The 24,640-nt window shown below is 70.7% G+C and carries 23 protein-coding genes and 1 pseudogene; 5 read left to right on the forward strand and 19 right to left on the reverse strand.

The genetic code is table 11. The annotated features are described in order from the left end of the window. Positions 1 to 273: 273 nt before the first annotated feature. The 4 genes and pseudogenes from QL987_RS09335 to QL987_RS09350 all read right to left on the reverse strand — a co-directional run bounded on the left by QL987_RS09335 (position 274) and on the right by QL987_RS09350 (position 3,729). Positions 274 to 1,308, reverse strand: coding sequence for a PDDEXK nuclease domain-containing protein (locus tag QL987_RS09335; RefSeq protein ID WP_290157352.1), 1,035 nt, complete (start codon positions 1,306 to 1,308; stop codon positions 274 to 276). A 365-nt stretch (positions 1,309 to 1,673) separates the two neighbouring features. After that, complete coding sequence (locus tag QL987_RS09340) at positions 1,674 to 2,684, reverse strand: hypothetical protein (RefSeq protein WP_290157353.1); 1,011 nt, start codon at positions 2,682 to 2,684, stop codon at positions 1,674 to 1,676. Between the two features lie 372 nt (positions 2,685 to 3,056). Then, a pseudogene (locus QL987_RS09345) lies at positions 3,057 to 3,269 on the reverse strand (sugar O-acetyltransferase); the annotation flags it as partial. Positions 3,270 to 3,360: 91 nt separating this feature from the next. Beyond that, positions 3,361 to 3,729 (reverse strand): VOC family protein, encoded by a 369-nt coding sequence (locus tag QL987_RS09350; RefSeq protein WP_290157354.1) that lies wholly within the window; start codon positions 3,727 to 3,729, stop codon positions 3,361 to 3,363. Between the two features lie 61 nt (positions 3,730 to 3,790). Between QL987_RS09350 and QL987_RS09355 the strand changes: the two genes are divergently transcribed. Then, positions 3,791 to 4,270, forward strand: coding sequence for a MarR family transcriptional regulator (locus QL987_RS09355; RefSeq protein ID WP_290157355.1), 480 nt, complete (start codon positions 3,791 to 3,793; stop codon positions 4,268 to 4,270). A gap of 3 nt (positions 4,271 to 4,273) precedes the next feature. Here QL987_RS09355 and QL987_RS09360 read toward each other — a convergent pair whose 3' ends face one another. From QL987_RS09360 to QL987_RS09400, 9 genes are all read right to left on the reverse strand, one after another. Beyond that, the gene (locus QL987_RS09360) at positions 4,274 to 4,960 is read right to left on the reverse strand and encodes an alpha/beta hydrolase (protein ID WP_290157356.1); all 687 of its coding nucleotides are present in this window, start codon (positions 4,958 to 4,960) and stop codon (positions 4,274 to 4,276) included. Positions 4,961 to 4,992: 32 nt separating this feature from the next. Further along, positions 4,993 to 5,337, reverse strand: coding sequence for a hypothetical protein (locus QL987_RS09365; RefSeq protein ID WP_290157357.1), 345 nt, complete (start codon positions 5,335 to 5,337; stop codon positions 4,993 to 4,995). Between the two features lie 247 nt (positions 5,338 to 5,584). Further along, positions 5,585 to 6,763 (reverse strand): cellulase family glycosylhydrolase, encoded by a 1,179-nt coding sequence (locus tag QL987_RS09370; RefSeq protein ID WP_290157358.1) that lies wholly within the window; start codon positions 6,761 to 6,763, stop codon positions 5,585 to 5,587. 257 nt (positions 6,764 to 7,020) lie between these two features. Beyond that, positions 7,021 to 7,470, reverse strand: coding sequence for a Fe-S cluster assembly sulfur transfer protein SufU (sufU, locus tag QL987_RS09375; protein WP_221851407.1), 450 nt, complete (start codon positions 7,468 to 7,470; stop codon positions 7,021 to 7,023). Next, a complete protein-coding gene (locus tag QL987_RS09380) occupies positions 7,467 to 8,798 on the reverse strand; it encodes a SufS family cysteine desulfurase (protein ID WP_290157360.1) in 1,332 nt (443 codons plus the stop codon). The genes sufU and QL987_RS09380 overlap by 4 nt, the downstream gene beginning before the upstream one ends. A 108-nt stretch (positions 8,799 to 8,906) precedes the next feature. Continuing rightward, entirely contained in the window at positions 8,907 to 9,119 is a 213-nt protein-coding gene (locus QL987_RS09385) for an antitoxin (RefSeq protein WP_111074725.1), read from the reverse strand. An 83-nt stretch (positions 9,120 to 9,202) separates the two neighbouring features. Continuing rightward, positions 9,203 to 10,486, reverse strand: coding sequence for a chloride channel protein (locus tag QL987_RS09390; protein ID WP_290157363.1), 1,284 nt, complete (start codon positions 10,484 to 10,486; stop codon positions 9,203 to 9,205). Between the two features lie 110 nt (positions 10,487 to 10,596). Next, the gene (locus tag QL987_RS09395; RefSeq protein WP_290157365.1) at positions 10,597 to 12,732 is read right to left on the reverse strand and encodes an alpha-galactosidase; all 2,136 of its coding nucleotides are present in this window, start codon (positions 12,730 to 12,732) and stop codon (positions 10,597 to 10,599) included. A gap of 123 nt (positions 12,733 to 12,855) precedes the next feature. Further along, positions 12,856 to 13,839 (reverse strand): magnesium and cobalt transport protein CorA, encoded by a 984-nt coding sequence (locus tag QL987_RS09400; RefSeq protein ID WP_253464013.1) that lies wholly within the window; start codon positions 13,837 to 13,839, stop codon positions 12,856 to 12,858. Positions 13,840 to 13,912: 73 nt separating this feature from the next. On the opposite strand from QL987_RS09400, the gene QL987_RS09405 reads away from it, so the two are divergent. After that, the gene (locus tag QL987_RS09405; RefSeq protein ID WP_290157368.1) at positions 13,913 to 14,731 is read left to right on the forward strand and encodes a tryptophan-rich sensory protein; all 819 of its coding nucleotides are present in this window, start codon (positions 13,913 to 13,915) and stop codon (positions 14,729 to 14,731) included. Between the two features lie 92 nt (positions 14,732 to 14,823). Here QL987_RS09405 and ald read toward each other — a convergent pair whose 3' ends face one another. The 3 genes from ald to QL987_RS09420 all read right to left on the reverse strand — a co-directional run bounded on the left by ald (position 14,824) and on the right by QL987_RS09420 (position 18,236). Beyond that, positions 14,824 to 15,924, reverse strand: coding sequence for an alanine dehydrogenase (gene ald / locus QL987_RS09410; RefSeq protein WP_290157369.1), 1,101 nt, complete (start codon positions 15,922 to 15,924; stop codon positions 14,824 to 14,826). A 175-nt stretch (positions 15,925 to 16,099) separates the two neighbouring features. Continuing rightward, positions 16,100 to 17,173 (reverse strand): helix-turn-helix domain-containing protein, encoded by a 1,074-nt coding sequence (locus tag QL987_RS09415; RefSeq protein ID WP_290157371.1) that lies wholly within the window; start codon positions 17,171 to 17,173, stop codon positions 16,100 to 16,102. A gap of 100 nt (positions 17,174 to 17,273) precedes the next feature. Then, entirely contained in the window at positions 17,274 to 18,236 is a 963-nt protein-coding gene (locus tag QL987_RS09420) for a sugar-binding domain-containing protein (RefSeq protein WP_111074730.1), read from the reverse strand. A 193-nt stretch (positions 18,237 to 18,429) separates the two neighbouring features. Here QL987_RS09420 and QL987_RS09425 point away from each other — a divergent pair, with 193 nt between their 5' ends. After that, positions 18,430 to 20,172, forward strand: coding sequence for a glycerol-3-phosphate dehydrogenase/oxidase (locus QL987_RS09425; RefSeq protein ID WP_290157372.1), 1,743 nt, complete (start codon positions 18,430 to 18,432; stop codon positions 20,170 to 20,172). A 136-nt stretch (positions 20,173 to 20,308) separates the two neighbouring features. Here QL987_RS09425 and QL987_RS09430 read toward each other — a convergent pair whose 3' ends face one another. Beyond that, positions 20,309 to 20,965: a histidine phosphatase family protein gene (locus QL987_RS09430; protein WP_290157373.1), complete on the reverse strand. Its 657-nt coding sequence runs from the start codon at positions 20,963 to 20,965 to the stop codon at positions 20,309 to 20,311. A 29-nt stretch (positions 20,966 to 20,994) separates the two neighbouring features. Further along, entirely contained in the window at positions 20,995 to 21,117 is a 123-nt protein-coding gene (ykgO, locus tag QL987_RS09435) for a type B 50S ribosomal protein L36 (RefSeq protein WP_111074819.1), read from the reverse strand. Positions 21,118 to 21,162: 45 nt separating this feature from the next. Between ykgO and QL987_RS09440 the strand changes: the two genes are divergently transcribed. Then, the gene (locus QL987_RS09440) at positions 21,163 to 22,176 is read left to right on the forward strand and encodes a GTP-binding protein (RefSeq protein ID WP_290157375.1); all 1,014 of its coding nucleotides are present in this window, start codon (positions 21,163 to 21,165) and stop codon (positions 22,174 to 22,176) included. A gap of 117 nt (positions 22,177 to 22,293) precedes the next feature. Here QL987_RS09440 and QL987_RS09445 read toward each other — a convergent pair whose 3' ends face one another. Continuing rightward, positions 22,294 to 23,865, reverse strand: coding sequence for an MFS transporter (locus QL987_RS09445; RefSeq protein ID WP_290157376.1), 1,572 nt, complete (start codon positions 23,863 to 23,865; stop codon positions 22,294 to 22,296). A gap of 190 nt (positions 23,866 to 24,055) precedes the next feature. Between QL987_RS09445 and QL987_RS09450 the strand changes: the two genes are divergently transcribed. Further along, positions 24,056 to 24,580 carry a DinB family protein gene (locus QL987_RS09450; RefSeq protein ID WP_290157378.1) on the forward strand — a complete coding sequence of 175 codons (525 nt, stop codon included), beginning with the start codon at positions 24,056 to 24,058 and terminating at the stop codon, positions 24,578 to 24,580. Positions 24,581 to 24,640: the final 60 nt, after the last annotated feature.

Genomic DNA, 24,640 nt, shown 5'->3' on the forward strand with positions numbered 1-24,640 from the left:
CCCCCAACGATTCCAGGTGCCGCCGCTCGAGCGAAATTGGGGGCTATTCGAGCGGCGTCACCTGGAATCGTTGGGGGGCACGAGGCCAGGCACGCGTCACGGTACGCGCTGCCCCCGGTACCAGCAACGGTGTGCGCTTTGGGGTGACTGTGACGTCGCGCGGAGTTTCACAGACGCCCGCCACCCAGGTCGCCGGCGCGGCCGGACGGCTCGCTGTACTGGGGAAGCTTCAACTAGACGCGCCTGCTGGTCAGAACCATCACGCGCGGCTGGTCAGGCCGACAACGTGTCGTTGTCCGGCTGCTCGAGGGCCTGCACCAGGTCCGCTTCCGAGGGCAGCGCCGCCTGCACTGCCGGGGGGAGGAGGTCGTAGCTGGCGACGCCGATCGGTGTCTGCTGGGCGCCGAGCGAGTACCGGACGACGGCGTCGTTCTTGTCCGTGACGAGGAGCAGTCCGACGGTGTCGGCGTGCTGGATGCGGCGGAGCTTGTCGTCGACGAGGGCAACGTAGAAGCCGAGCTGGCCGAGGTACTCCGGCTTGAACTTGCCGGTCTTCAGCTCGATGACGACGTAGCGGAGTTGCTCGACGTGGAAGAAGAGCAGGTCGACGAAGAAGTCGTCCCCGTCGACGTCGAAGTGCACCTGCCGGCCCACGAAGGCGAACCCCTCCCCCAGTTCCCGCAGCGTGTCGATGATCCGATCGACCAGCGCCTGCTCGAGCTGCCGCTCCTTCGCATCGCCATCGAGGGCGAGGAAGTCGAGGACGTACGGGTCCTTCGTGATCTGCTGCGCCAGATCCGACTCCCCCGCAGGCAACGTCGCCGCGAAGTTCGACGGCGCCGCTTCGAGCCGGCTGTGGGCGTCTGTGCGGATGTGGTACTCGAGGACGTTTCGAGACCACCCATGGCGCACGGCCTGCGCGGCGTACCATTCGCGGGATTCCTGGTCGTCGAGACGGTCGAGCAGCACCGTGATGTGCCCCCATGGGAGTTGTCCAACAAGCTGTTGGACAACTTCCTCGTCCGGCCACGCGGCAGCGACCCGGCGCATGTAGAAGAGATTCGCGCGCGAGAAGCCCTTCATCTCCGGGAACTCTGCACGGAGATCTTCGGCAAGCCGGCCGATGACGTTCGTTCCCCACCCCTCCTGCTCTTGCCGCTGCAGGATGGTGGACCCAATCCCCCAGTACAGACGCACCAGCTCTGTATTCACACGCCGCTGCGCCGTGAAGCGTGCATTCCTCACCTGCTGCTTCAGGTCGGCCAAAGCAGCCGGGTATCCGGAGGGAACAGGTGCGCTCTTCGTCATCGCAACCATTCTGCCTTACCGCGCACCGGAGTGATGCACCGTAACGCTTCACTCAACCAAACAACCTATGCCACAGTGGACGTGTGCTCCCCTACCGAAAGGTAGTAATACCCATCGCGCAGAAAGCCACTACGCAACTCGTCGACGGCGCCGCACGCTGACTCCACTGCCCCACCTACGGCGAACAGCCGGCAACCCCTCGGGGTTGCCGGCCGTTGCTGCTCCCGCCGATATCGGTCTCTTATGTCACATTCCATGCCAAATCAGTTGACCACTTCGTGATCGCCCTCCATACGTTGCCGCCAGGGACGCCAAGCCATCCTTTAGGGGAACGGGGCGCGCCCTTCAAGCTGGCGGGATTGAGATCAGAGTGGCTCGAACGACGGCTTAGCGGTGATCACCTTCGGAGCCTTTTCCTTCAAAAGAAGCCAATCGGGGGCCTCGACCGAGACTAACTTCGTACTCACCCCAATGAGCTGCTGTTGCGCAATTTCATCAAGCGCGGCAACAATATCGACCACTTTAGCGGTGGGGTATTTTTCCAATTGTGCCTGCATCTTTTGACCAGCCACCGACGGCTTGGCGTAATATTTCCCCCTGCTCATCTTTCCTAAGGTATCCATGGCCTCAGCTACGGCCTGGAACCCATCGTGGAACAAGGCCATAAATCCATCCCGGTCGGGTAGCACTGCCAGCCAAAGACCGTCTCGGCGGCGCGTTCCTGCCTTCAGGTTGGTAGCTTCCGGGACAATACCAAGCCGAAGGCCCGGACCCGTTTCAAGCAACGCGTGATTACTTTTGATCGTCGCCGCCGCATAGCGCATCTCATCTTGGTCACTGAGGAAGATATCGGTCTTCCATACACTCTTGATGCGGTCCTTGAGCTTGGCCTCGGCAGCTTTGCCTTCCGCAGCGACCGAAACCCAAGGTCCGAACGCAAACGGATGGCCCTGGCCGTCAGGCAGAAGCACCGCCTGATTACCTGCCGCCTTAACCGTTGCCTCTAGGAAACCTAGGTACTTTGCACGCTCGTACCCGAAGAGAAGCGAAGTGGGATCACTCATCGACCTGAACGACGGCGACGCTTTGGCTAAGGCGGCAGCGATTGGCTCCGTGACCTTCAGCTCGCCTCCGACGATGGCCTCGTGAACAGCCCACTCGAAGCCGTCTCCTTGCATCCCCTTGTCTCGGTCGATGCGACCAACTTTCGCCAGTTGGCGCATCGTCACTTCACCCGCGGTGGCGTTCAGGTCAGTGAGATCGGCCGCGCTGAGAGAGTCCAAGAGCGCGCGCAAGACCGACCGGCCAACCGCCGCCAGGGCCCGACCAGGCTCATCAATCGGTTCCCGCTGATTAAGAAACGTCACTTCACTCATGCGTCAACCCTAGTGAGTATGAATCGTTTTCGCAGGCGGGTGACGTGGCCGCTGCGAGTTCGATTCGCTGCAACAGCCGGAGCCCGAACTAGGAACAAGGGTCCGAAAGCATCCTGTCGCGCGACGGGCGGAATCAACCTCCTAGCGTTGGACCGACTCACACCTCTTGCCGAACGCCCACCTCTTCTGCTTACGCCGGCACGGGTGCTGCCTTGGGGTATGCTCCAGCGCGACAGGCAGTCGAGAGCCCTGTCCACGTGGTTCTAGAGTCCGCTTGACCCCTTCTGCCACAGATCTGTGCGGAGGTCCAGACATGACGCAACACAGGACGCAAGCGGTCGCCTCGTGCGGGTCAGTTCGACCGATCAGAACCAGGTCATGGACGACGACGGAGCCGGCGCTGGCGCCGGCGCCGCTGTCGCCGTCGATACTCACGCCGGGGCCGACGATGACACCGCCTCCAAGCCACACGTCGTTCCCGATGCTGATCGGGAGGGCTGCTTCGACCTTGTCGCGGCGCAGCTCCGGATCAGTGGGGTGGGTCGGTGTCAGCAGCTGGACGTTCGGCTCGATCTGGCAGTCCTCACTATGGTGACCGCTCGTCACAGACCTGACGCCGCATGCCACCACCGGCCCGGGCAGCGACCCGGCCCGCGCAGACTGACCCTCCCCAGACTCACGCCCGGTCGTGCACCGTCACGTGGTACCCGTCCGGGTCGGCGAACGTGAACGTCCGCCCGAACGGCCCATCGATCGGGCTCGCGACGATGCGGTGCCCGTCGGCCTGCAGGGCGTCGTGCATCGCCTGCACCTCGGTGCCGTGCAACCAGAGTGCAACGCCGACACCGGGCTGGTCGGCGGCGTCGAGGTCGATGCCGGGGACGACGTCCCGCAGCGCGAAAGCGATCGGCGTCGTGGTGAAGACGACGGCGTGCGGAGGTCCGGCGGGTGAGCGGACCAGGCCGAGGTAGCGCTCGTAGAACGCCTGCGAGGCGTCGAGGTCGCGGACCTGCAGGGAGACGAAGTCGGGGCCGGTGACGGGCATGGGTGCTCCTCGTGTCGATGTCAGTTGTCTGACATCTGGGAGCGTATGTCAGACTGCTGACATGAGTCAAGACGGACCCGGCATCGACCTGCCGAACTCGATCGGCTACCTGCTCAAGGAGACCGCGACCGCACTCCGCACCGCGATGGAGGCCGTGCTCCGCCCGCTCGGCATGACCGTCACGCACTACTCGTGCCTGGAACTGCTGGCGCAGCGTCCGGGCTCTTCGAACTCCGAGCTCGCCCGCGGCACCTTCGTGACCCGGCAGTCGATGAACGTGCTCCTGCAGACCCTGGAGCGGGACGGCGTCGTCACCCGCCCGTCGGAGGCCCGCTCCGGCCGGGTGATGCCGGCGCGGCTCACGGAGCGCGGACGTCGGGACCTCGCCGCAGCGACGGCGGCGGTCCGTGCGGTCGAGGACCGGATGCTCAGTGACCTGGACGAGGACGACCGAGCGGCCGCCCGGCGCCTCCTGCAAAGCATGGTCCGGTCGCTCCGCGGCACGGACCAGATCCAGGCAGCCGCCGACGACGCGGGCTGAGGGTCAGACCTCGTCGAGGAACGCCCGGACGGCCCCGACTGCGTCGGGATGGTCCTGCGGCCGGTGTCCGTGCCCGGCGAGCGTCACGTGACGGGCACCGACGATCCGGGAGGCGATGGCCTCGTACTCGTCGTTCCACCCGCCCGTCACCACCAGGGTTGGTACACCGATCCGTTCCGGGGTATCGAGGCTCCACGGGCCGGGCAGTCGGCGCTGCCGCTCGGCAGCGAGCAGGTCGGCCGAGTCCGTCGGGGGTGCGATGGTCTGCCCTGCGAGTGCCGCCGCGAAGGCCACGGCGAACTCCGCCGGCGGGAGCGTCGCCGCCCGGTCGAGCACCGGTTGCACCCGACGGATGTGGTCCTCGACCTCCGGGTTCCCCCGCGCCAGGGCGTAGGCGGCGGGCTCGAACAGGACGAGCGCCCGGATCAGGTCCGGACGACGAGCGGCGGCACGCATGGCGACCGGCCCGCCGAAGGAGTGCGCCACCACGGTCGCGCCGGCATCGCACGCCTCGAGCAGCAGGGCCTCCCAGCGGTCCTGGTCGAACGTGGCCGGCCCGTCCGCGCTGTATCCGGGCATCACCGCGAACCGCGCACCGCGCAGTTCGCCGACCGCCGACCAGGCCCGGTCCGGACTCCGGTTCGAGGCGTGCAGGAACACGACCCGCTCGCCCGTCCCGTCACCCGTCACGGACTGCAGGGTAACGCTGCCCTCCCGCCCGGTCACTCGCCGGCGAGGACGCCGTTCATCGCGATCCACACCGGAACCCACGGAGCGCAGAGCGCGAGGACCAACGCGACTGCGGCACCGACCCGGTGCACGCCTCGCCGCAGGAGGACGACCGCCAGGACCACGGTGATGAGCGCTGCCGCAACGCTGACGACCGCCGCAGCGTTCAGGCTCGCGCGGCCACTCGCCGTCGCGGCCGGTGTCGGCATCACCCCGAGGGTGAACACGTCCAGCAACGCACCGAACCACAGCATCGCGACGACGACCCCGCAGCCCAGGACGAGTGCGACCCACATCGCCGCGACGACCCCGCGCTCACCCGTTCCCATGTCGCTCATCGACGTCATCGTAGGTGCTGCTGCTCGCCGTCGGTCGCGATGGCCGATGGCCGATCGCCGATCGCCGATCGCCGACGGCATTGCTGCACCCGAGCGACGCCGGCCCGGTCGGACACACGACCAGCCGGACGCACGACCCGCCGGACCGGCACGCGACGGACGGGAGGCGCGGCACCCGCTGGTACCGCGCCTCCCGTCCGTCAGCCATGCAGTCAGTCACGCAGGACCGGACCGCCGAGCACCCGGCTCAGCGAACCGCGAAGGGCGCCCGGCGCCCCTCACCCCACGCCCAGTGCAGCAGCGCGAGCCCGGAGTCGTTCGTGACACGGAGCGAGAGGTTCTGACCCGAGCCGCGGACGGTCTCGAGGCTGTAGGTGTCGTCCGTCCGGAGCCCCGGCCAGTAGACCGCGCCGAGGTGCCGCTCCCGTGCGACGGTCGTCACGGTCTGCAGGAACGCGACCGAGTTGTCCGCGTCGGCGTTGCCGGTCGTGGCGGAACCGCGGTAGTCGAGGCCGGTCGTCATCGGCACGCCGAACTCGTCCAGGACGGTCCGGTTCGAGCACGCCTGGTCGCCGAGTCGGCTCTCGAAGTCGGCCTTCCACTCGGCGGCGTCCCGGGTGCCCCAGTAGCCGTAGTAGTGCTGCGAGACGTAGGTGCCGTCGAGGGCGGGGGCCGCACAGATCGCGTCGACGTGGTCGTTGTAGCCGGTGCCGCTGACGAACACCCGGTCCCGCGGGATGCCCTGCGCGGTGTAGCGCTGCACCCACGTCGTGGCGAGCTGCACCCAGTCGGCCGGGGCGTACCCGAACGGCTCGTTCATCGGCTCGAAGAACACGCCGGAGTCGTGGCTGTACGTGCGGGTCAGGGTGTCCCACATGCCCCACCAGGCGGCGGGGTCGTCGACCTTGCCGTCCTTGCTGGCGTCGCTGCCCTCCCAGTAGCCGAGGACGACCTTGACGTCCCGGTGCCGGGCGGCGTCGATGACGGCGCGGTAGGAGTTCCACCAGGTCGTGCCGACGGAGTACGGGTTGACGGGCAGGCGGACGGTGTCGGCGCCCAGGTCCTTCCGGAACTCGCGGATGACGCGGTCGGCCTTGCGGTAGGTGGTCCGGTAGTCGTCCGAGGTGGACAGGCCCGACAGCACGACGGGTCCGTTGACGTAGTTGTCGCGCGGGTCGGCCCAGTTCACGCCGTGGAACCGGGTCGGGTCGAGCCGGGCGTCGGGTTGGGCGTCGTGGCCGTGGCGGGCAGCCGAGACCGAGGTGCCGGTCGTCGACGCCGGTGTCGCGGACGCGGTCGTCGGGACCGCGAGGGCGAGTGCCGTGACGCCCGCGCAGACCGCGGTGACGACGGTCGCGATGCGGCGGAGACGCCCTCGTGTCGGTCGGCCCCTGCCGTCCGTCGAGGTGGTGGTGTGGATGGTCATGGTGTTCCTTCCTGCTCCGTCCTCGGAGCACCCCGGACGCCGTCGTCCTGGGGTCGTCGACGCAGCCTGACCGTTCCCCCACCGGTGATGGCAACGTCAACACGGCGAGGATTGCACTCTGCACCACGTGTGTCAACAGGTCGGTCGCGGACGCACCGACGACGGACGGGAGGCGCGGTGCCAGCTGGCACCGCGCCTCCCGTCCGGTGGTCCGACCGTCCCGCACGCCGGCGGGCTGGCGAGCGGCACGCCGGCGCTCAGCGCGCGGCGACCGCCTGCTGCGCTGCCGTCTCGGCGGCGACCCACGCGAGCATCCCGCACTTCACCCGCATGACGAACTTCGAGACCCCGTGGAACGCGACGAGGTCCTCGAGCACGTCCTCGTCCGGCTCACCGACGCCGCGAGAGCGCATCATCGTGCGGAACTCCTCGGTCAGCGCCAGCAGCTCCGGCACCGTCCGCCCGACGGCCATGTCGGTCAGGACCGAGGCGGACGCCATCGAGATCGAGCAACCGTCCCCCTGCCAGGCGACCTCGGCGATGCGGTCGGTGCCGGGCTCCAGCCGCACCCGCACGGTGATCTCGTCACCGCACGTGGGGTTCCGCTCGAAGTGCTCGGCGTCGGCGTGCTCGAGCGGGCCGTCCCCGTGCCGGGCCTTGGCGTGGTCCAGGATGACCTGCTGGTACAGGCTGTCCAGGCTGTTCACGAGGCGTCCTCGGCGTCGGCACCGAAGTACCCGCGGATCTCGGCGACGGCGGTGACGAAGCGGTCGACGTCCTGCTCGGTCGTGTACACGTACGTGCTCGCCCGGCTGGTGGCGGTCAGGCCGAGCCGGCGGTGCAGCGGTTGGGCGCAGTGGTGGCCCGAGCGGACGGCGATGCCCTGCGCGTCGAGGTACTGCGACACGTCGTGGGCGTGCACCCCGTCGACGACGAACGCGGCCAGGCCGCTGCGGGCGACCCCGGCGGGCGGGCCGACGACCGTGATTCCCGGCACGGCGGCCAGGCCGGTCAGCATCCGCTGCGCCAGGTGCTCCTCGTGCGCCTGGACCCGCCGCATGCCGATCCGTTCCAGGTAGCGGACGGCTTCGGCGAGCGCGACGGCCTGGGACACCGGCTGGGTGCCGGCCTCGAAGCGCTCGGGGGCCGGCATGAAGTCGGTGTGCTCCATCGTCACGGTCGTGATCATCGAGCCGCCGGTGCGGAACGGGGGCAGCGCGTCGAGCATCTCCTGGCGGCCCCAGAGGACACCGATGCCGTTCGGACCGAGCATCTTGTGCCCGGAGAACGCGGCGAAGTCGACGTCGAGCGCGCGGACGTCGAGCGGCCGGTGCGGTGCGGACTGGCAGGCGTCCAGGACGACGAGGGCGCCGACGGCGTGCGCGGCGGCGACGACCTCGGCGACGGGGGCGATCATGCCGGTGACGTTCGAGACGTGGGAGATCGCGACGACCCGGGTGCGGTCGGTGACCAGCGCGAGGGCGTCGGCCGCGGTCCAGCAGCCGGCGTCGTCGACGGGCACCCAGCGGAGCGTTGCACCGGTGGCCACGGCGAGCTCCTGCCACGGCACGAGGTTTGCGTGGTGCTCGGCCTCGGTGACCAGGATCTCGTCCCCGACACCGAGTCGGAAGCGGTCGGCCTCGGGGCCACCGCGGCCGGCGCTGGCGTTGCGGAGGCCGTACGCGACGGTGTTCAGCGCGTCGGTGGCGTTCGCCGTCCAGACGACCTCGGACGGGCTGGTGGCGCCGATGAACCGGGCGACCGTGGCGCGGGCGTCCTCGTAGGCGTCGGTGCTCAGCGCGGCGAGGGTGTGCGCTCCGCGGTGCACGGCGGCGTTGTCGTGCTCCAGGAAGCGTCGCTCGGCGTCGAGCACCTGCACGGGTCGCTCGGCCGTGGCCCCGGAGTCGAGGTAGGCCAGGGGCTGCCCGTTCACCTCTTGCTGCAGGATCGGGAAGTCGGCCCGGATGCGGGCGACCTCGTCCTCGGTGAGCGGTTCGACGGTGTCGTCCGTCGGCGCTGGTGCAACGATCGTCACGGTGCTGGCCCTCCTGTGCGTCTCGCGGGAGACAACCCGTCAATCGTGGTCGTTCTTCCCGGTGACGTCCAGTCGGACCAGCACCGCGCGGTCGTCGTGCGGCTGGCGCTACTCGTTGCCGATGCGCTTGTCGGCCTCGTCGCGGGCCTTGTCGATCTTGTCGTCGTACTTGCCGCCGGTGGCCTTCTTCACGGCGTCGGCGACGCCGTCGAACACCTTGTCGCTGACGCCTTCGGCCTTCTCGCTCTTGAGCGCGTCCTGCACCTTGCCGTCCTGCAGGAAGGACTGGGCCTTCTTCGCGATGTCGTCGAACCCCGCCATGACCGGCTCCTCACTTCGCCGCGGCGCCTGGTGCCCCGCGTCCTGGCGCCGATGCTAACCACCGAACGTGTGCTCGGTCCGGCTCAGGTCATCTGGGCGCTGCGGCGGCGGGCCAGGACGTACGCGACGGCGACCGACCCGCTGACGGCCAGGAGGGACGGGATGAGGATGTCGGTCCCCTGCTGCGTGAACTCGACGACGAGCACGAGAGCGGTGAAGGGGGCCCGCATGGTGGTCGCCAGGAACGCGGCCGCGCCGATGAACGCGAACGAGGCGATGCTGCCGCCGTCCACCGGCCAGAGCAGCAGCCAGGCGGCGCCGAGGAACCCGCCGAGCGCCGACCCGATCGCGATCGACGGCGTCAGGGTGCCACCGACCGCACCGGCGCCGATCGTCGCGGCCGTCGTGACGGTCTTGAGCAGGCCGAGCACCAGCAACGCCAGGAGTGGTGCCATGCCGAGCAGGGTCGGGCCGTCCAGGTCGGCGTTCATCGCGGCGATGCCGAGCGCCCGGCCGTTGCCCATCACCTCGGGGAACGGCACCGCGACCAGGCCGACGAGTGCGAAGACGACCGGCAGCACCACGAGGAGCTTCCACCCGGTCGGGGCGATGCCCTGCAGCCGGTTCGTGGTCTTGACGAACCCGACACCGGCGAACCCGAGCAGCGGTCCGACGACGACCGCCCAGACGAGCAACGACGGCGAGAGGTGCATCGCGGGCACGTGGTAGAGCACCTCGTCCGGGATCACGAGCCGGGCGACGAACGCCGCGACCGCACTCGTCGCGAACGCGGGCAGCGCGGTGGCCAGGGTGAGCTCGCCGAGCAGGACCTCGACCGCGAACAGGGCGCCGCCGAGCGGGACGTCGTAGACCGCCGCGAGGCCGGCAGCCGCACCACAGGCCACGAGCACCTTCGTCTCACGACGACTCAGGCCGGCGCGGACCGTCAGCAGCTGGGCGGCCCAGGCACCGATCTCGCGCGGTGCGACCTCTTTGCCGATCGAGGCACCGAGCCCGACCGCCAGGATCTGCACGCCCGCGTTGCCGAGGGTCACCAGCGACGGCATCCGCTTGCCGCCGACCGCCGCGGGCACACCGACGACGGGTCGACCCCAGCGTCGGATCGCCCACCACGCCAGCGCGGTGAGGACGCCGGCGGCCAGGACCGCCAGGAACCGGTTCAGCCCGGAGGGCGCGTCGGCGGCCTCGTGGTGTCCGGCGAACGGGTACCCGAAGGCGACGAACTGGATGAGCTGGAGCGCGAGCCACACGGCGATCCCCGCGGCTCCGCCGGCGACGCCGACGAGCGCGGTGACGACGGCGAGTTTCAGCACCCAGGCCGGGCTGGCGTGACCGTTGTGTGGCATGTCGGCAAGCGTAGTGGGAGCGCTCCGCTGAGACGATCTGGAGGCCCGGCCCACCACCGGCGGACCGGTCCCGACCTGTGGGTGGTGATCCGGGCCTCCCGGCCTGGTGGTCAGACGGCCGTCACGCGGAACGGCACCACCGTCTCGGGGAACGTCATCGGGGCCTGGACGCCGACCACCTCGAGCGCGCGGCCCGAGAAGACGCGGTCGCCGGACCACCACGGTGCCGGCTCGAGGCCGGGGACGTCGCCGATGACGAGCGGGTCGACGCGGTACCGGGTCTCCGGGTCCAGGCCACGGAACGTGATCCGACCGCGCGGGCTGACCTCGGACCGGCCGACGACGGCCAGGAAGAACAGGGCCTGCCGGCGGTCCGGCGCGACCGACCCGTAGACCAGCTGCGTGTCGTCCGCCTGGTCGACCCGGACCAGGTCGCCGCCGTGCAGCAGCGGCCGGACCTGCTTGTAGGTGTCGATCCACTCGGTGAGCTCGCGCTCCTCGGCCTCGGTCGCCCGTGCCAGGTCCCACTCGATGCCGAGGTGCCCGTACAGGGCGGTGCCGGCGCGGAAGGCCAGCGTGTGCTGCCGTCCGGTCGTGTGGTTCGTGCCGCTGGCGATGTGCGAGCCGAGCATCTCGGCGGGCAGCAGCTGCATGGTCCACCGGTTCATCTGCTGCCGCTCGAGCGGGTCGATGCAGTCCGACGTCCAGACGCGGTCGGTGTGCTCGATGACGCCGAGGTCGACGCGGCTGCCACCGGACGAGCACGACTCGATCTCGAGCGCGGGGAACCGTTCCTTCAACGTCGCCATCAGCCGGTACGCGGCGAGGGTCTGCTCGTGCACGGCGGCACCGGCGCCGCGGGTGCCGGCCTCGACCAGGTCGCGGTTGTGGTCCCACTTGACGTAGTCGACGCCGACCTCGCCGATCACCGCGGTCAGTCGGTCCAGGACGTGTTCGTACGCCGCCGGGATCGCCAGGTCGAGCACCTGCTGGTTGCGGGCCCGGACCGGCAGCCGACCGTCCGCCTGCATGATCCACTCCGGGTGCTCCCGGGCCAGGTCGCTGTCCTCGTTGACCATCTCCGGCTCGAACCAGAGCCCGAACTCCATGCCGAGCGCCCGGACGTGGTCGACGAGCGGGGCGAGCCCGTCCGGCCACACGTCCTCGTCGACGAACCAGTCCCCCAGGCCCGCACGGTCGTCGCGGCGGCCCCGGAACCAGCCGTCGTCGAGGACGAACCGCTCGACGCCGATCCGTGCTGCACGGTCGGCCAGGTCGGTCAGGCGCGCCAGGTCGTGGTCGAAGTAGACCGCTTCCCAGACGTTGATCGTCATCGGGCGGGGGCGGCTCGGGTGCTGCGGTCGCTGCCGGAGCCAGTCGTGGAAGCGGCGGGCCTGCGCGTCGAGGCCCTCCCCGTAGGCGCCGTACACCCACGGGCCGGAGTAGGTGGCGTCGCGCTCGAGCCGGACCTCGCCGGGCAGGAGCAGTTCGCCGCCGCCGACGACCTGGTGTCCGTCGCTGACCCGTTCGGCGTGGTGGCGGTGGTTGCCGCTCCAGCCGACGTGCACGCCCCACACCTCGCCGCTCGCGAAGCCGAACCCGGGCGTCCCGACGCTGAGCACCGTGGCGGCGTCCGGACCGGTGCGACCACGACGGCCCTCGCGCTGGTGGGTGCCGACGACGAGCTCGTGGCGCTGCGGAGTGCGCTCCTTGCCCCAGCGCCCGGCGAAGTCCAGGACCTCGCGGGCCCGGCCGGGGACGGGGAGCGCGACGGTCAGGTCGTCGAGCGTGTAGGTGCCGTCGGCGGTGTTCGTCACCGCGGCGCGCAGACGGACCAGGCCCGACACGAGCATCTCGATCTCGATCCGGAGCGCCAGCCCGGCGACCTCGTCCGCGGCGTCCACGACCAGGCGCTGGAGTGCATCCACGTCGCCGGTCCGGGTGACGTCCGAGACCGTGAACGCGGGCGACCAGTCGGCGCCGTCGCGGTGTCCGACGAGGCCCGGTCGACCCATCCAGCCGGTGTGCGCCTCCGGCACCACGCTGAGGCGGACGGCGACGTCGGGCGTGCTCGGCTGCAGCGGCAGGACGTCGGCCTGGGCGAGCGCGGTCAGTTCGGCGTCCGACAGCTCCCCCAGGGCGGCACCCCAGTGCACGACGGCGGGCAGGCGGCCGTCCGAGCAGTCGAGCACCAGGGAGACGCCGCCGGCGCTCAGGTGGACGGGGACGGTGGGGAGCTGCGACATCGGGTCTCCTCGGTGCGGACGGACGGGGACGAGCCTCCCGGTCCCGGGCGGTGCGCCGCAACCCGACGCGCTGGTGCACTCAGAACCAGCGGCTGGCGCACTCAGAACCAGCGGCTGGCGCACTCAGAACCAGCGTTTGGCCTTGAACACGGCGTACAGGACCGCGGCGAACAGCACCATCGCCAGGATCGAGAGCGGGTAGCCCCAGGTCCACGACAGCTCGGGCATGTGTGTGAAGTTCATGCCGTAGATCGCCGCGATGAGGGTCGGTGCGAACAGGATCGCCGCCCAGCCGGAGATCCGTTTCGTGTCGTCGTTCTGCTTCTGCGCGGCCAGGGTCGAGTCGACCGTCAGCGCGTTCTGCAGCAGCTGCCGGAACGTGTCCAGGCGCTCGACGACCCGGATGGCGTGGTCCAGCACGTCACGGAAGCGTCGCTGCAGCTCGACCGGCAGGTGGTACTTCTCGGCTCCGCGGTGCAGGTCCTCGATCATCCGGATGAGCGGTCGCGCGGCCCGCTGGAAGTCGACGACCTCGCCGAACAGTTCGTACACGCGGCGGGACACCCCGGCGGAACCGGAGAACAGCTGTCCCTCGATCTGGTTGATGTCCTCTTCCAGGCCGTCGATGACCGGGCGGTAGTCGTCCACGATCGAGTCCATCAGCGCCCAGAGCTGCGCCTGCGACCCGGCGGTGACCAGGCCGGGCTTGCCGCTCATCCGCTGCAGCGCGCGCGGGACGGTGCCCGGGCCGCGCGGGTCGGCCTGCACGACGGCCAGGAAGAAGTCCTGACCGACGAAGGCGTGCACCTCGCCGAACTCCACCTCTTCCTCGGCGTCGCGGTACACGGCGGGCTTCAACACGGCGAAGAGGGTCGAGCCGTACCGTTCGAGCTTCGGCCGCTGGTGCCCCTCGGCAGAGTCCTCGACCGCCAGCTCGTGCAGCCCCAGGGCGACGGCGACGTCCCCGAGCTCGACCGCGTCCGGCCGGTCGAGCACGATGCACGCGGAGGCTCCGTGCTCCTCGATCATCCGGAAGCTGTCGTCGAGCGAGTGGCTCGCCGTCGGAGCGATGCGGTCCACGTACACGGTGTTCAACTCGACGGTCACGGCACCACCGTACGCACCCTGGGCAACGGGTGGGCGAACGACGGCGGGAGGGCGTAGCGTCCAGGTCCTCAGCATGCTGACGAAAGGAACGACCATGCGGTGGATGCGGAAGATCGTGATCGCGGTGAGCGCCGTCGTCGCTGTGGTGGGCTCGTTCATCGGGTCCGGCGCGGCCGGCGGCACCCCGATCGCCGAGGCAGCGGACGGAGCACTGTCGGCCTCGTCGACAGCGATCGCCCCGGGCGGCCCGGCGTTCGGGATCTGGAGCGTCATCTACGTCGGGCTCATCGCGTTCGCCGTGTGGCAGTTCCTCCCCCGCACCGCCGACCGCGCCCGCCACGACCGGCTCGCCGTGCCCGCGACACTGTCCCTGCTGCTCAACGCGGCGTGGATCCTGGCCGTGCAGTTCGGGTACCTGTGGCTGAGCGAACCGATCATCGTCGCGCTGCTCGGCGTGCTCGCCTGGGCCTTCGTGGTGCTCCGGCGCACGCGGCCGTCGGGTCGCCTCGAAGCGGTCATCACCGACGGCACGTTCGGGCTCTACCTCGGCTGGGTGTGCGTCGCGACGGCGGCGAACACGGCCGCGGTCCTGACAGCAGCGGGCTTCCGCGGGTTCGGTCTCGGGCAGGACGTCTGGGGCGTCGTCGTCGCGGCGGTCGCCGGCCTGGTCGGAGTCCTCGTCGCCGTGACCGGACGGGGGCGGATCTCGCCGACCCTGTCGCTCGGCTGGGGTCTGGCGTGGGTCGCGGTCGCCCGCCTCGACGGGCCGCTCGTCTCGGTGCCGACCGCCGTCACCGCCGTCGGTGCGACCGTGGTGGTCGTCGTGGTGACGCTCGTGGCCCGTGGGCGGGCCGGCTGGGCGGCACGTCCGGCCGCACTGCGCGCCGCCTGACCCGGTCGGGCCGACGCCCGGCGCGGGCGTCGGACCCGGGCACGGTCGGGAGGCGCGCCTCACCCCGCCCTGTCGCCGGGCCCCCGGCAGGCTCAGCGCCCGGCAGCCACCAACCCGTGTGCGGCGGCGACGGCCTCGTTCGTGACCCGCCCCGCGTGCACGTTGAGGCCGAGGGCGAGAGCCGGGTCCGCGTCGAGCGCCCGCTCCCACCCCTGGTCCGCGATGGCCACGGCGTACGGCAGCGTCGCGTTCGTCAGCGAGATCGTGCTGGTGCGGGGTACCGCTCCGGGCATGTTCGCCACGCAGTAGTACACGGCGTCGTGCACGCGGAAGGTCGGGTCGTCGTGCGTGGTCGGCCGCGAGCCCTCGAAGCACCCGCCCTGGTCGATCGCGATGTCGACCAGCACCGAACCGGCTCGCATGTCGGCGACCATCGCGTCGGTGACGAGCTTCGGCGCCGAGGCTCCCGGGATCAGCACCGACCCGATGACCAGGTCGGCGTCCGCCACGGCCGCGGCGATGGCGAGCGGGTTCGACCGGAGCGTCGTCACCCGGCCGTCGAACCGCGCGTCGAGGGCCCGGAGGCGCGGCAGGCTGATGTCGAAGACGGTCACCTCGGCACCCATCCCGAGCGCGATCGTCGCCGCGTGCTCCCCCGCAACCCCGCCGCCGATCACCACGACCCGACCCTTCGGCGTGCCCGGGACGCCGCCGAGGAGCAGGCCTCGACCGCCGGTCGCGCGCATCAGGTGGTGCGCGCCGACCTGGGCGGAGAGCCGACCGGCGATCTCGGACATCGGCGACAGCAGCGGCAGCGACCGGTCCGGCAGCTGCACGGTCTCGTAGGCGATCGCGGTCGCGCCGGACTCGACGAGCGCCGAGGTCAGCGGGCGGTCGGCGGCCAGGTGCAGGTAGGTGAAGAGCACCTGCCCCTCGCGGATCAGCGGGTACTCGGACGCCACGGGTTCCTTGACCTTGAGCACCATCTCGGCCTGGTCCCAGACCTGGCGCGCGTCCGGGATGACGGTGGCACCGGCCGCGGCGTACTCGTGGTCCGTGAACGCCGAGCCGGTGCCGGCTCCGGCCTGCACGAGGACCGAGTGGCCGTGCATCGTCAGCTCGGCGACCCCGGCGGGGGTGGCGGCGACGCGGAACTCGTTGTTCTTGATCTCGGTGGGGACGCCGATGCGCATGACGGATTCCTTCGTGGGCAGTTGCTCGGTCCCACCATTCAGCCGCGTGTTCGTCGCGGCTGGGGTCAGACCGAACGATCACCCGTCTCGACGGAGTTCGGTGTCACGGTGTTCGGTACCGCGGCGCGTGAGACCGCTCCCACCGAACGCAGCACGGCACGCCGGCCGGCTGCGGTCAGCGACGCAGGCGCGAGCGCAGGGTGTCGCTCGGCAGCTCGCCGAAGCGGGACCGGAACGCGGCCGAGAACCGGCCGAGGTGCCCGAAGCCCCACCCGCGGGCGATGTCCGCCACCGAGGTCTCGTCACGCTCGGCCCGCCGCAGGTCCTCGCGCGCACCGTCGAGCCGCACCGAGCGGAGCAGTTCACCGGGGGTCTGGTCGAGGTGCCGACGGAGCGACTGCTGCAACCCGCGCGGGCTGAGGCCGGCGGCCGCGGCGATCTCCGGGGTGCCGATCGGCTCACGGGCGTGGGCGTGCACGTAGTCGAGCGCACGACGCAGGCGCTGGTGTTCCGGTCCGGTGCCCGAGACGGCGGCACGCCAGGTGCTGCGTCGCGGGAACGCCCGGACGGCGGCGGTCGCGAAGGCCTCCGCGATGTCCCGGCGGGCGACGGCGGAGAGCTCGTTGTCGACCTGCAGCCACGTCGACGAGTGCCGACGGACGGTCTCCTGCCAGACGCGCAGTCCCTCGGGGTCGGGTCGCTCGAGCGGTTCGAACGCGAAGGTCTCGTCGCCGACCAGGTCGGTCAGGAACTTCCGGTCCAGGTGCACGAGGTTCAGCCCGATGTCACGGTGGTGCAGGTCGTAGACCTCGGACGGCAGGACCATCGGCACCCCCTGCACCAGGTCGACGGAGCGTCCCTTGAACGTGATGGTGCTGCTGCCACTGCGGAGCCACGCGACGATGACGTCGTCGGACTGGCTCTGGCTGCGCAGGTCGACACCGAACCGGGAGGTCCGGAGCGACATCCGCTCGTCGGTGACCCCGGCGAAGTCCCAGAGCGTGTCCGGGCGGGTGCGTCGGATGACCGGGGCCGTGAGGTCGTAGTCGGCGGTGAAGAACGCCATGGCCTGGTCGATGTCGGTCCCCGCGAGTCGGCGGTAGGAGCGGGTGTCCTGCCGCGGCACGGCTCGGGGCCGCTCGACGCTGCCGGATCGGCCGACGCTGCCGGATCGGCCGACACTGCCGGATCGGCCGACACTGCCGGATCCGCGGGCGACGGACGGACCGGCTTCGGGAGAGAGCACCATGCTCCGACGGTAGATCAGGCCACCGACATCCTGGCCGGTCCGTCCGCCCCAGAAGCGGGGACAGGCCCCGGGTTCCCCCGTTCGGCATCCGGACCCCCGGTCAGTTCTGCAGGATCGCCTGCCCCACGCTCTCGTCGAGGATCAGGTCCGTCACGAGTCCCGCCGCCAGGGCTCCGCGGAGCGACGCGGCCTTGCCCCGACCGGCGACCACGCAGATGCGCCGCGGTGCCCGCTTGATCGTGTCGAGGTCCGGCGCACCGGCCCGGGCGTTCACCCCGATGTCCTTCCACGACCCGTCCGCGCGGTAGAAGACGGTCGAGACGTCGCCGACGACCTGCGCGGTGACGAGCTCCTCCTGGTCGGACGGGTCCAGGTACCCGCCGGAGTAGACGTGCGAGGGCACCGGGGCCTGCGGGGCGCCGACGCCGAACACGACGACGTCCATCCGTTCGTGCAGGTCGAGCACGCGGCGGATCGAGCGCTCCCGGAACAGCGCGGCCTTGGTGGCGGGGTCGTCGAAGAACGCCGGCACCGGGAACTGCTGCACGAGGGCGCCGTAGGCCTCGCCGAACCGCCGGAGGATCTCGGAGGCGTAGACGATGCCCGTCGTCCGGGTGTTGGCCGCGCCGTTCACCTGCACGATCGTGGAGCCGTGCGTGGTCTTCGGCACGAGGTACCGGCTGACGGCGCTGACCGTCGACCCCCACGAGATGCCGATCACCATGTTCGACTCGATGTACTGCGTCAGGATCCGCGCGGCCGACAGGGCGACCCGCTCCAGGCGGTCGACGTCGCTCGTGTGGTCCGGCACCGGTACGACGTGGGCGTGCACGCCGAAGCGGGCACGGATGCTGCGGCTGAGCGCGGCGGCCTGGTCGAGGGGCGAGCGGATCTGGATGTCGACGAGTCCGGTGTCCCGCGCGTACTTGAGCAGACGGGACACCGACGAGCGGGACGTGCCGAGCTCGTCGGCGATGGCGTCCATCGTCAGGTCCTGCAGGTAGTAGAGGTGTGCGGCCCGCAGGGCCTGCTGGGTGCGCACGGGCTGGGCGGCATCGCTCATGGACCGAGCATGCACGGACGTGCACGACCTCTGCAACCCCGTCCGCGCCTCCCGTCCGCACAGACGCACCACGGGACGCCAGGCGCGACAACCGTTCTGCACGTCCGTGCACGCAGGTTGCCCACGCGTTCCGACGAGCGCACGATCGATGGAGTACCAACGGAATCGACCCCAGAAAGCGATGCGAACGACCATGTCGAAGAAGACGCAGCCCAGGAACACGGTCACCGCCCTCACCGGACGCCCGAACGCACAGGTCCTCATCGTCGGTGGTGGCATCAACGGCATCGCCACCTTCCGCGACCTCGCCCTGCAGGGCGTCGACGTCGCCCTCGTCGAGCGTGGCGACTACGCCTCCGGCGCCTCGGCCGCGTCGAGCCACATGATCCACGGCGGCATCCGCTACCTCGAGAACGGCGAGTTCCGCCTGGTGCGCGAGAGCGTGCAGGAGCGCAACGGCCTGATCCGCATCGCCCCGCACTACGTCAAGCCGCTGCAGACGACGATGCCGATCTTCTCGACCTTCTCCGGCATCATGAACGCCCCGCTGCGCATGCTGACGCACAAGCAGCGCTCCACGAAGGAGCGCGGCGCGATGCTCATCAAGATCGGCATGACGATCTACGACTCGTTCTCCCGCGACGGCGGCTCGGTCCCGAAGCACGTCTTCCGCACCAAGAAGGCCGCGCTGCAGGACATGCCGGCCCTGAACCGCGACCTCAAGTACACCGGCACCTACTACGACGCCTCGGTCCACGAGCCGGAGCGCCTGGCGCTCGACGTGCTCAAGGACGGTCTGGCCGCCAGCACCGGCACCGGGTCCGACGCGACCGCCCGTGCGACCAACTACGTCGAGGCCGCCGGCAGCCGCGACGGTGGCGTCCTGCTCCGTGACCGCGAGACCGGCGAGGAGTTCGTGTTCACCGCGGACGTCGTCGTGAACGCCTCCGGCCCCTGGACCGACCTCACCAACGAGGCGTTCGGTGGCGAGACGAAGTACATGGGCGGCACCAAGGGCTCGCACATCGTCGTCGACAACCCCGAGCTCCTCGAGGCGACGAAGGGCCGCGAGCTGTTCTTCGAGAACAACGACGGCCGCATCGTCCTCATCTACCCGCTCAAGGGCCGGGTCCTCATCGGCACGACCGACATCGACGCCGACCCGTCCGAGCCGGCCGTCTGCACCGAGGAAGAGGTCGACTACTTCTTCGGCCTGGTGAAGCACGTCTTCCCGCAGATCGAGCTGGGCCGCGACCACATCGTCTACCGCTACTCGGGCATCCGTCCGCTCCCCCGCCACGAGGACACCGCCCCCGGGTTCGTGTCGCGTGACTACCGGATCGTCGACACCCCCATCGCGGGTCTGCCGAAGGCCACGGTCCTGTCGCTCGTCGGTGGCAAGTGGACGACCTTCCGTGCCCTCGCCGCGCACCTGTCCACGGACATCACGACGAAGCTCGGCGTGACCCGCAAGGTCGACACGACCGGCATGCCGATCGGCGGTGGCAAGGACTTCCCGACCACCGACGGGCAGCGTGCGCTGTGGATCAAATCCCACCGTGACGGCCTGGCGTCCGAGACGGTCGACCGTCTGCTCGAGCGCTACGGCACCCGTGCCGCCGAGGTCGTCGACGTCCTGGTCACCGGACCGGTCGAGCCGCTCGAGTCCGACGGCACGATCACCCGTGGCGAGGTCCGGTACTTCGCCGAGCGTGAGCAGGCCGTGCACCTGATCGACGTGGTGCTGCGCCGCACGAACCTCGCGTTCGTCGGTGGCGTCACGATCGACCTGCTCGACGAGCTGGCCGACGTCATGGCCGAGACCCTCGGCTGGACGACCGAGGAGCGCGCGGACGAGATCCAGCGCACCCTCGACGTCCTCCGCGAGTCGCACGGCGTCATCGTGCCGCTGACCTCCGCGTCGCAGCTCGCCTGACCCCTCCCGCACGACGCAACCTGGGCGGTTCTCCGCAGCGACATCATGCTGCGAGGAGCCGCCCAGGTTGCGTTACGCGAGGACGCGCGGGGACCGCGAGGACCGCGGGTCGGACTGGAGGCGCGGGCCGGGTCCGTCAGAACCGCTCGCCGGTCGGGTCCTGCGCGCCCAGGTCGGTGAGCTCGTCGCCGCCGATCGGCTCCCCCGCCCAGTCCACGAGGCGCCAGCCGTCCGCGGTCGATCCCTCGAGCTCGACGACGCCGGTGTTCTCCAGGTGCCGGTTCCGACCGAGGTCGGCCGGCACGTTCTGCGCGGTCACCGCGGCCCAGATCCGGATCGCCGCGCCGTGGCTGAACGCCGCCGCAACCTCGGCCCCGGTCGCCTCGATCTGCTGCACGGCGTCGTCGTAGCGGGCGAAGAAGGCGTGCCCGTCCTCGGCGCCCGGCATCCGCTCGTCGCGGTCCCCCGCCGCCCAGGCGTAGGCCGCCGCCAGGTAGCTCTGCACCGACACGGTGTCCCGCTTGCCCTGCAGGTCGCCGGCCTCGATCTCGCGGAGGCCGGGCAGCACCACGGGCTCGAGGCCGAGCGCCCGGGCGAGCGGCGCGGCGGTGATCTGCGTCCGCACCATGGACGAGGTGAAGAGCCGCTCGATCCCCCGGTCGCCGAGGGCCGCGGGCAGCGCCTCGGCCTGCTCCTGCCCGAGGTCGGTCAACCCGGGTCCGGGCACCTCGGCGTCGAGCAGGCCGGTCACGTTGGCGGGGGTCTGTCCGTGGCGGACGAGGAGCAGTCGCATGCCTCCCACCCTACGGATCGACCCGGACGTCACCCCTGCCGGGTGTTCCAGCGCGGGTTCTTCTTGTTGATGACGTAGACGCGTCCGCGACGGCGGACGATCTGCGAACCGGGGATCTTCTTCAGTGCCTTGAGCGAGTTGCGGACCTTCACCACGAGCCTCCTTGTTGAGAACGGTTTTCATGTACCGTACTGCACATGTCGACCGTCCCGATCACCCTCGTCTCCGCGCTCCACGACGCCGATGCCGCACGCGTCGCCTCCCGGCTGTCGGACGGCCACCGCATGCACGCCGCGGGCAGTGCGCTCGCAGCCGCCCGTGCGGTCGCGGACCGGGCGGACCACCTGGCCGAGGTCTGCGGTCCCGACGCCCGGCACTCCCTCGTCGTCACGCTGCCGGCGTGGGGTGACGCCCGGGCGGTGGCGATGATGCTCGCGAACGCGGCCCGCGCCGAGACCGGGGACGACCGGGTGATCGACCACGTGGTGTCGGTCCTCCGTGCGGGCGACGTCGAGCACCTGCTCTGGTCCGGCGTCGACGACGCCTTCGTCGCCGCGGAACGACTCGCGGCCCTGGTCGAGTACGCGACCGTCATCGTGCTCCAGGGCACCGAGCGGCTGCCGGTCGCCCGCCGCCGGGCCCTCGTCGCCGTCGTGCACCGCTGCGCGCCGCAGGCCGTCGTGCTCGCCGACGTGCGCCTCCGGAGCGCCGACGACCTGCCGGCCTCGAACGGTGCCGCCGCGCGCGTCCTGGCCGGGGCGGCGGGCTGGATGCTCGCCCTGTCGACCGACCACGACCTCCGGTTCCGGCACACCGACGGCCTGACCGCCTTCCGCTACCGCGACCCGCTGCCGTTCCACCCCGCGCGGCTGGCCGACGTCGTCGAACACGACCTGGTCGCCGGCCCACAGGGCCGGGTGCTGCGGTCGCGCGGGTTCTTCCGCCTGGCGTCGCGACCGGACCACGTCGGCTCGTGGTCGAGCGTCGGCGCGATGCTCGCCCTGGACCCGACCGCGAACCCGTCCTGGGACGAGGACGCCCCGATCGGCCAGGCGCTCTGGTTCGTCGGCGAGGGGCTCGACGTCGACCGGCTCAGCCGCGCCCTCGACGGGGCGCTCATCACCCCGTCGGAACTGCTGGCCGGCCCGGACCTCTGGCGGTCCTGGGCCGACCCGTTCCCGGTCTGGCCGGCACTCGAGCGCGGCGAGTGACGCCGCAGCGCGCGCGGGGCTGCGAAACACCGGTGTTCGTCTGTCGAACACCCGCAGGTCGCGGTGTGACGGACGAACGCCGGTGTTCCGCGGGGAGAGGCGGACGGGAGGCGCGGGTCAGCGCCCGCGCTCGCCCGCCGGCACCGGGGTGGCCGCGTCCACGACCCCGAACGGCAGGTCGCCGAGGTCCAGGTGGGGGTTGGTGTCCTGCGTGCGCACGAGCTCGCGGGCCTCGTCGCGGGTCTCCACGGCGGGCATCGAGCCGGGCAGCGGGCGCTGCGAGGACTCCTTCATGCAGAACACCCCGACCGCCCCGAGGACGCTCGTCGCCATGAGGAAGTACGCCGGTGCCAGCTCGTTGCCGGTCGCGTCGAGGAGCGCCTGCACGATGAGCGGCGTCGTCCCACCGAAGACAGCGATGGCGATGTTGTACGCGAAGCCCATGCCGCCGTACCGCGTCGAAGTGGGGAAGAGCGCCGGCAGCGACGCCGCCTGGTTCGACACCCAGAGCGCGGTCATCAGTGCGAGCAGCGCCAGACCGAGCAGCGTCGACCACTGCTCGCCGTGGCCGATGAGCATGAACGCCGGCAGCACGAGCACGATCGTCGTCGCGGCACCGATCCACATCACCGTGCGTCGACCGAGTCGGTCGGACAGCCGTCCGGTCAGCGGGAGCATCAGCGCCAGGAGCACGAGCACCGGGATCGTCAGCAGGGTGCCGTCGATGGCGGAGTAGCCGAGCGAGTCGGTGAGGTACGTCGGCATGTACGAGGTCAGGGCGTAGCCGACCGTGTTCGACGCGGCGACGAGCATCACGGCGATGACGATCGGGCGCCAGTACTGCCGGACCATCGCGAACACCGTGGCCGGTCGGCCCTCGGCGTCGGCACGAGCCTCGGTCGACGCCTCCTGCGCCGCCTGGGTGGCCTGGAACACCGGGGACTCCTCGATGCGCAGGCGGAAGTACACGGCGACGACGCCGATCACGCCGGCGAGCAGGAACGGCAGCCGCCAGCCCCACGCGGTCATCGTCTGCTCACCGAGGACGATCTGCAGGACCGTGACCACGGAGGCGCCGAGCGCGAAGCCCATGTAGCTGCCGAGGTCCAGGAAGCTGGCGAAGAAGCCGCGGCGGCGGTCCGGGGCGTACTCGGTGATGAAGGTCGTCGCCCCGGCGTACTCACCGCCGGTCGAGAAGCCCTGCAGCAGCTTGAGCACGACGAGCAGCACCGGTGCCATGACGCCGATCAGCGCGAAGTCCGGTAGCGCACCGATGAGCACGGTGGACGCCGCCATCATGATGAGCGTCGTCGCCAGGACCTTCTGGCGGCCGATGCGGTCCCCGAGTCGCCCGAAGACGATGCCGCCGAGGGGACGGGCGATGTACGTCGCCGCGAACACCCCGAGGCTGAAGAGGACCTGCACCCCGGGCTCGGCCGTCGGCAGGAAGACGCGGCCCATCGTGACGGCGAGGTAGCCGTACACACCGACGTCGTACCACTCCATCGTGTTGCCGACCACCATGCCGCCGACCGCCCGACGCATCATGCCCTTGTCGACGACGGTGACGTCGCTCTCGCGGAGGCGACGAGCAGGCCTGCGCCCGGGCCTCCCGGACGACCGGTCACTCCGTTGTGACCCGTCCTCCCGGATGTCGGGGCGCTCGGTACTGCTGGGGTCGGAACCCATCCGTCTCTCCTCTGGTCCGCTCGGCCGGTCGTTCCGGCCTGGAAGCAACAGCCGACGACGTTACCGAGCGACTGCAATGTCATCCAGCGGAGACTGCCAGGTTCGCCACTGTCACCCGGACGGGGGTCATGCCCGATCAGCAGCCCCGTGCGGATCGGGCGGGACGGTCACATCCTGGTAACTTCTCGCCGTGGCGATCGAACCGGACACGAAGAACTGGACCTGGGTCATCGAGTCGGCCTGCCCGGACTGCGGCTTCGACGGCTCGGCCGTGACGATCCGCGAGGTGCCCGACCTCATCGACGCGAACACCGCCGGGTGGCCAGAGCAGCTCCGGCGCGACGACGTTCGGCAGCGCCCGGACGACGCGACCTGGTCACCGCTGGAGTACGGCGCACACGTCCGCGACGTGCACCGGAAGATGACCGAGCGCCTCGAGCTGATGCTCGCCGAGGACGACCCGCTCTTCCCGAACTGGGACCAGGACGCGACCGCCGTCTCCGACCGGTACGGCGAGCAGGACCCGGCGACGGTCGCCGAGGACCTGCAGGCCGCGGCTCGTCGGGCCGCGCAGGCCTTCGCCGGTGTCCGTGACGACCAGCTCGACCGCACCGGACGGCGCTCCGACGGCAGCGGCTTCACGGTCGCGACGCTCGCGGTCTACTACGCCCACGACCCGGTCCACCACCTGTGGGACGTGCGGCACGCGCGCTGAGTGATCCGGGCCTCCCGGCCGGCGACGACCGCAGACAGCCGGCCGCAGACGGCCGCAGAC

Source organism: Curtobacterium sp. APC 4022, assembly GCF_030407555.1.
GTDB lineage: Bacteria > Actinomycetota > Actinomycetes > Actinomycetales > Microbacteriaceae > Curtobacterium.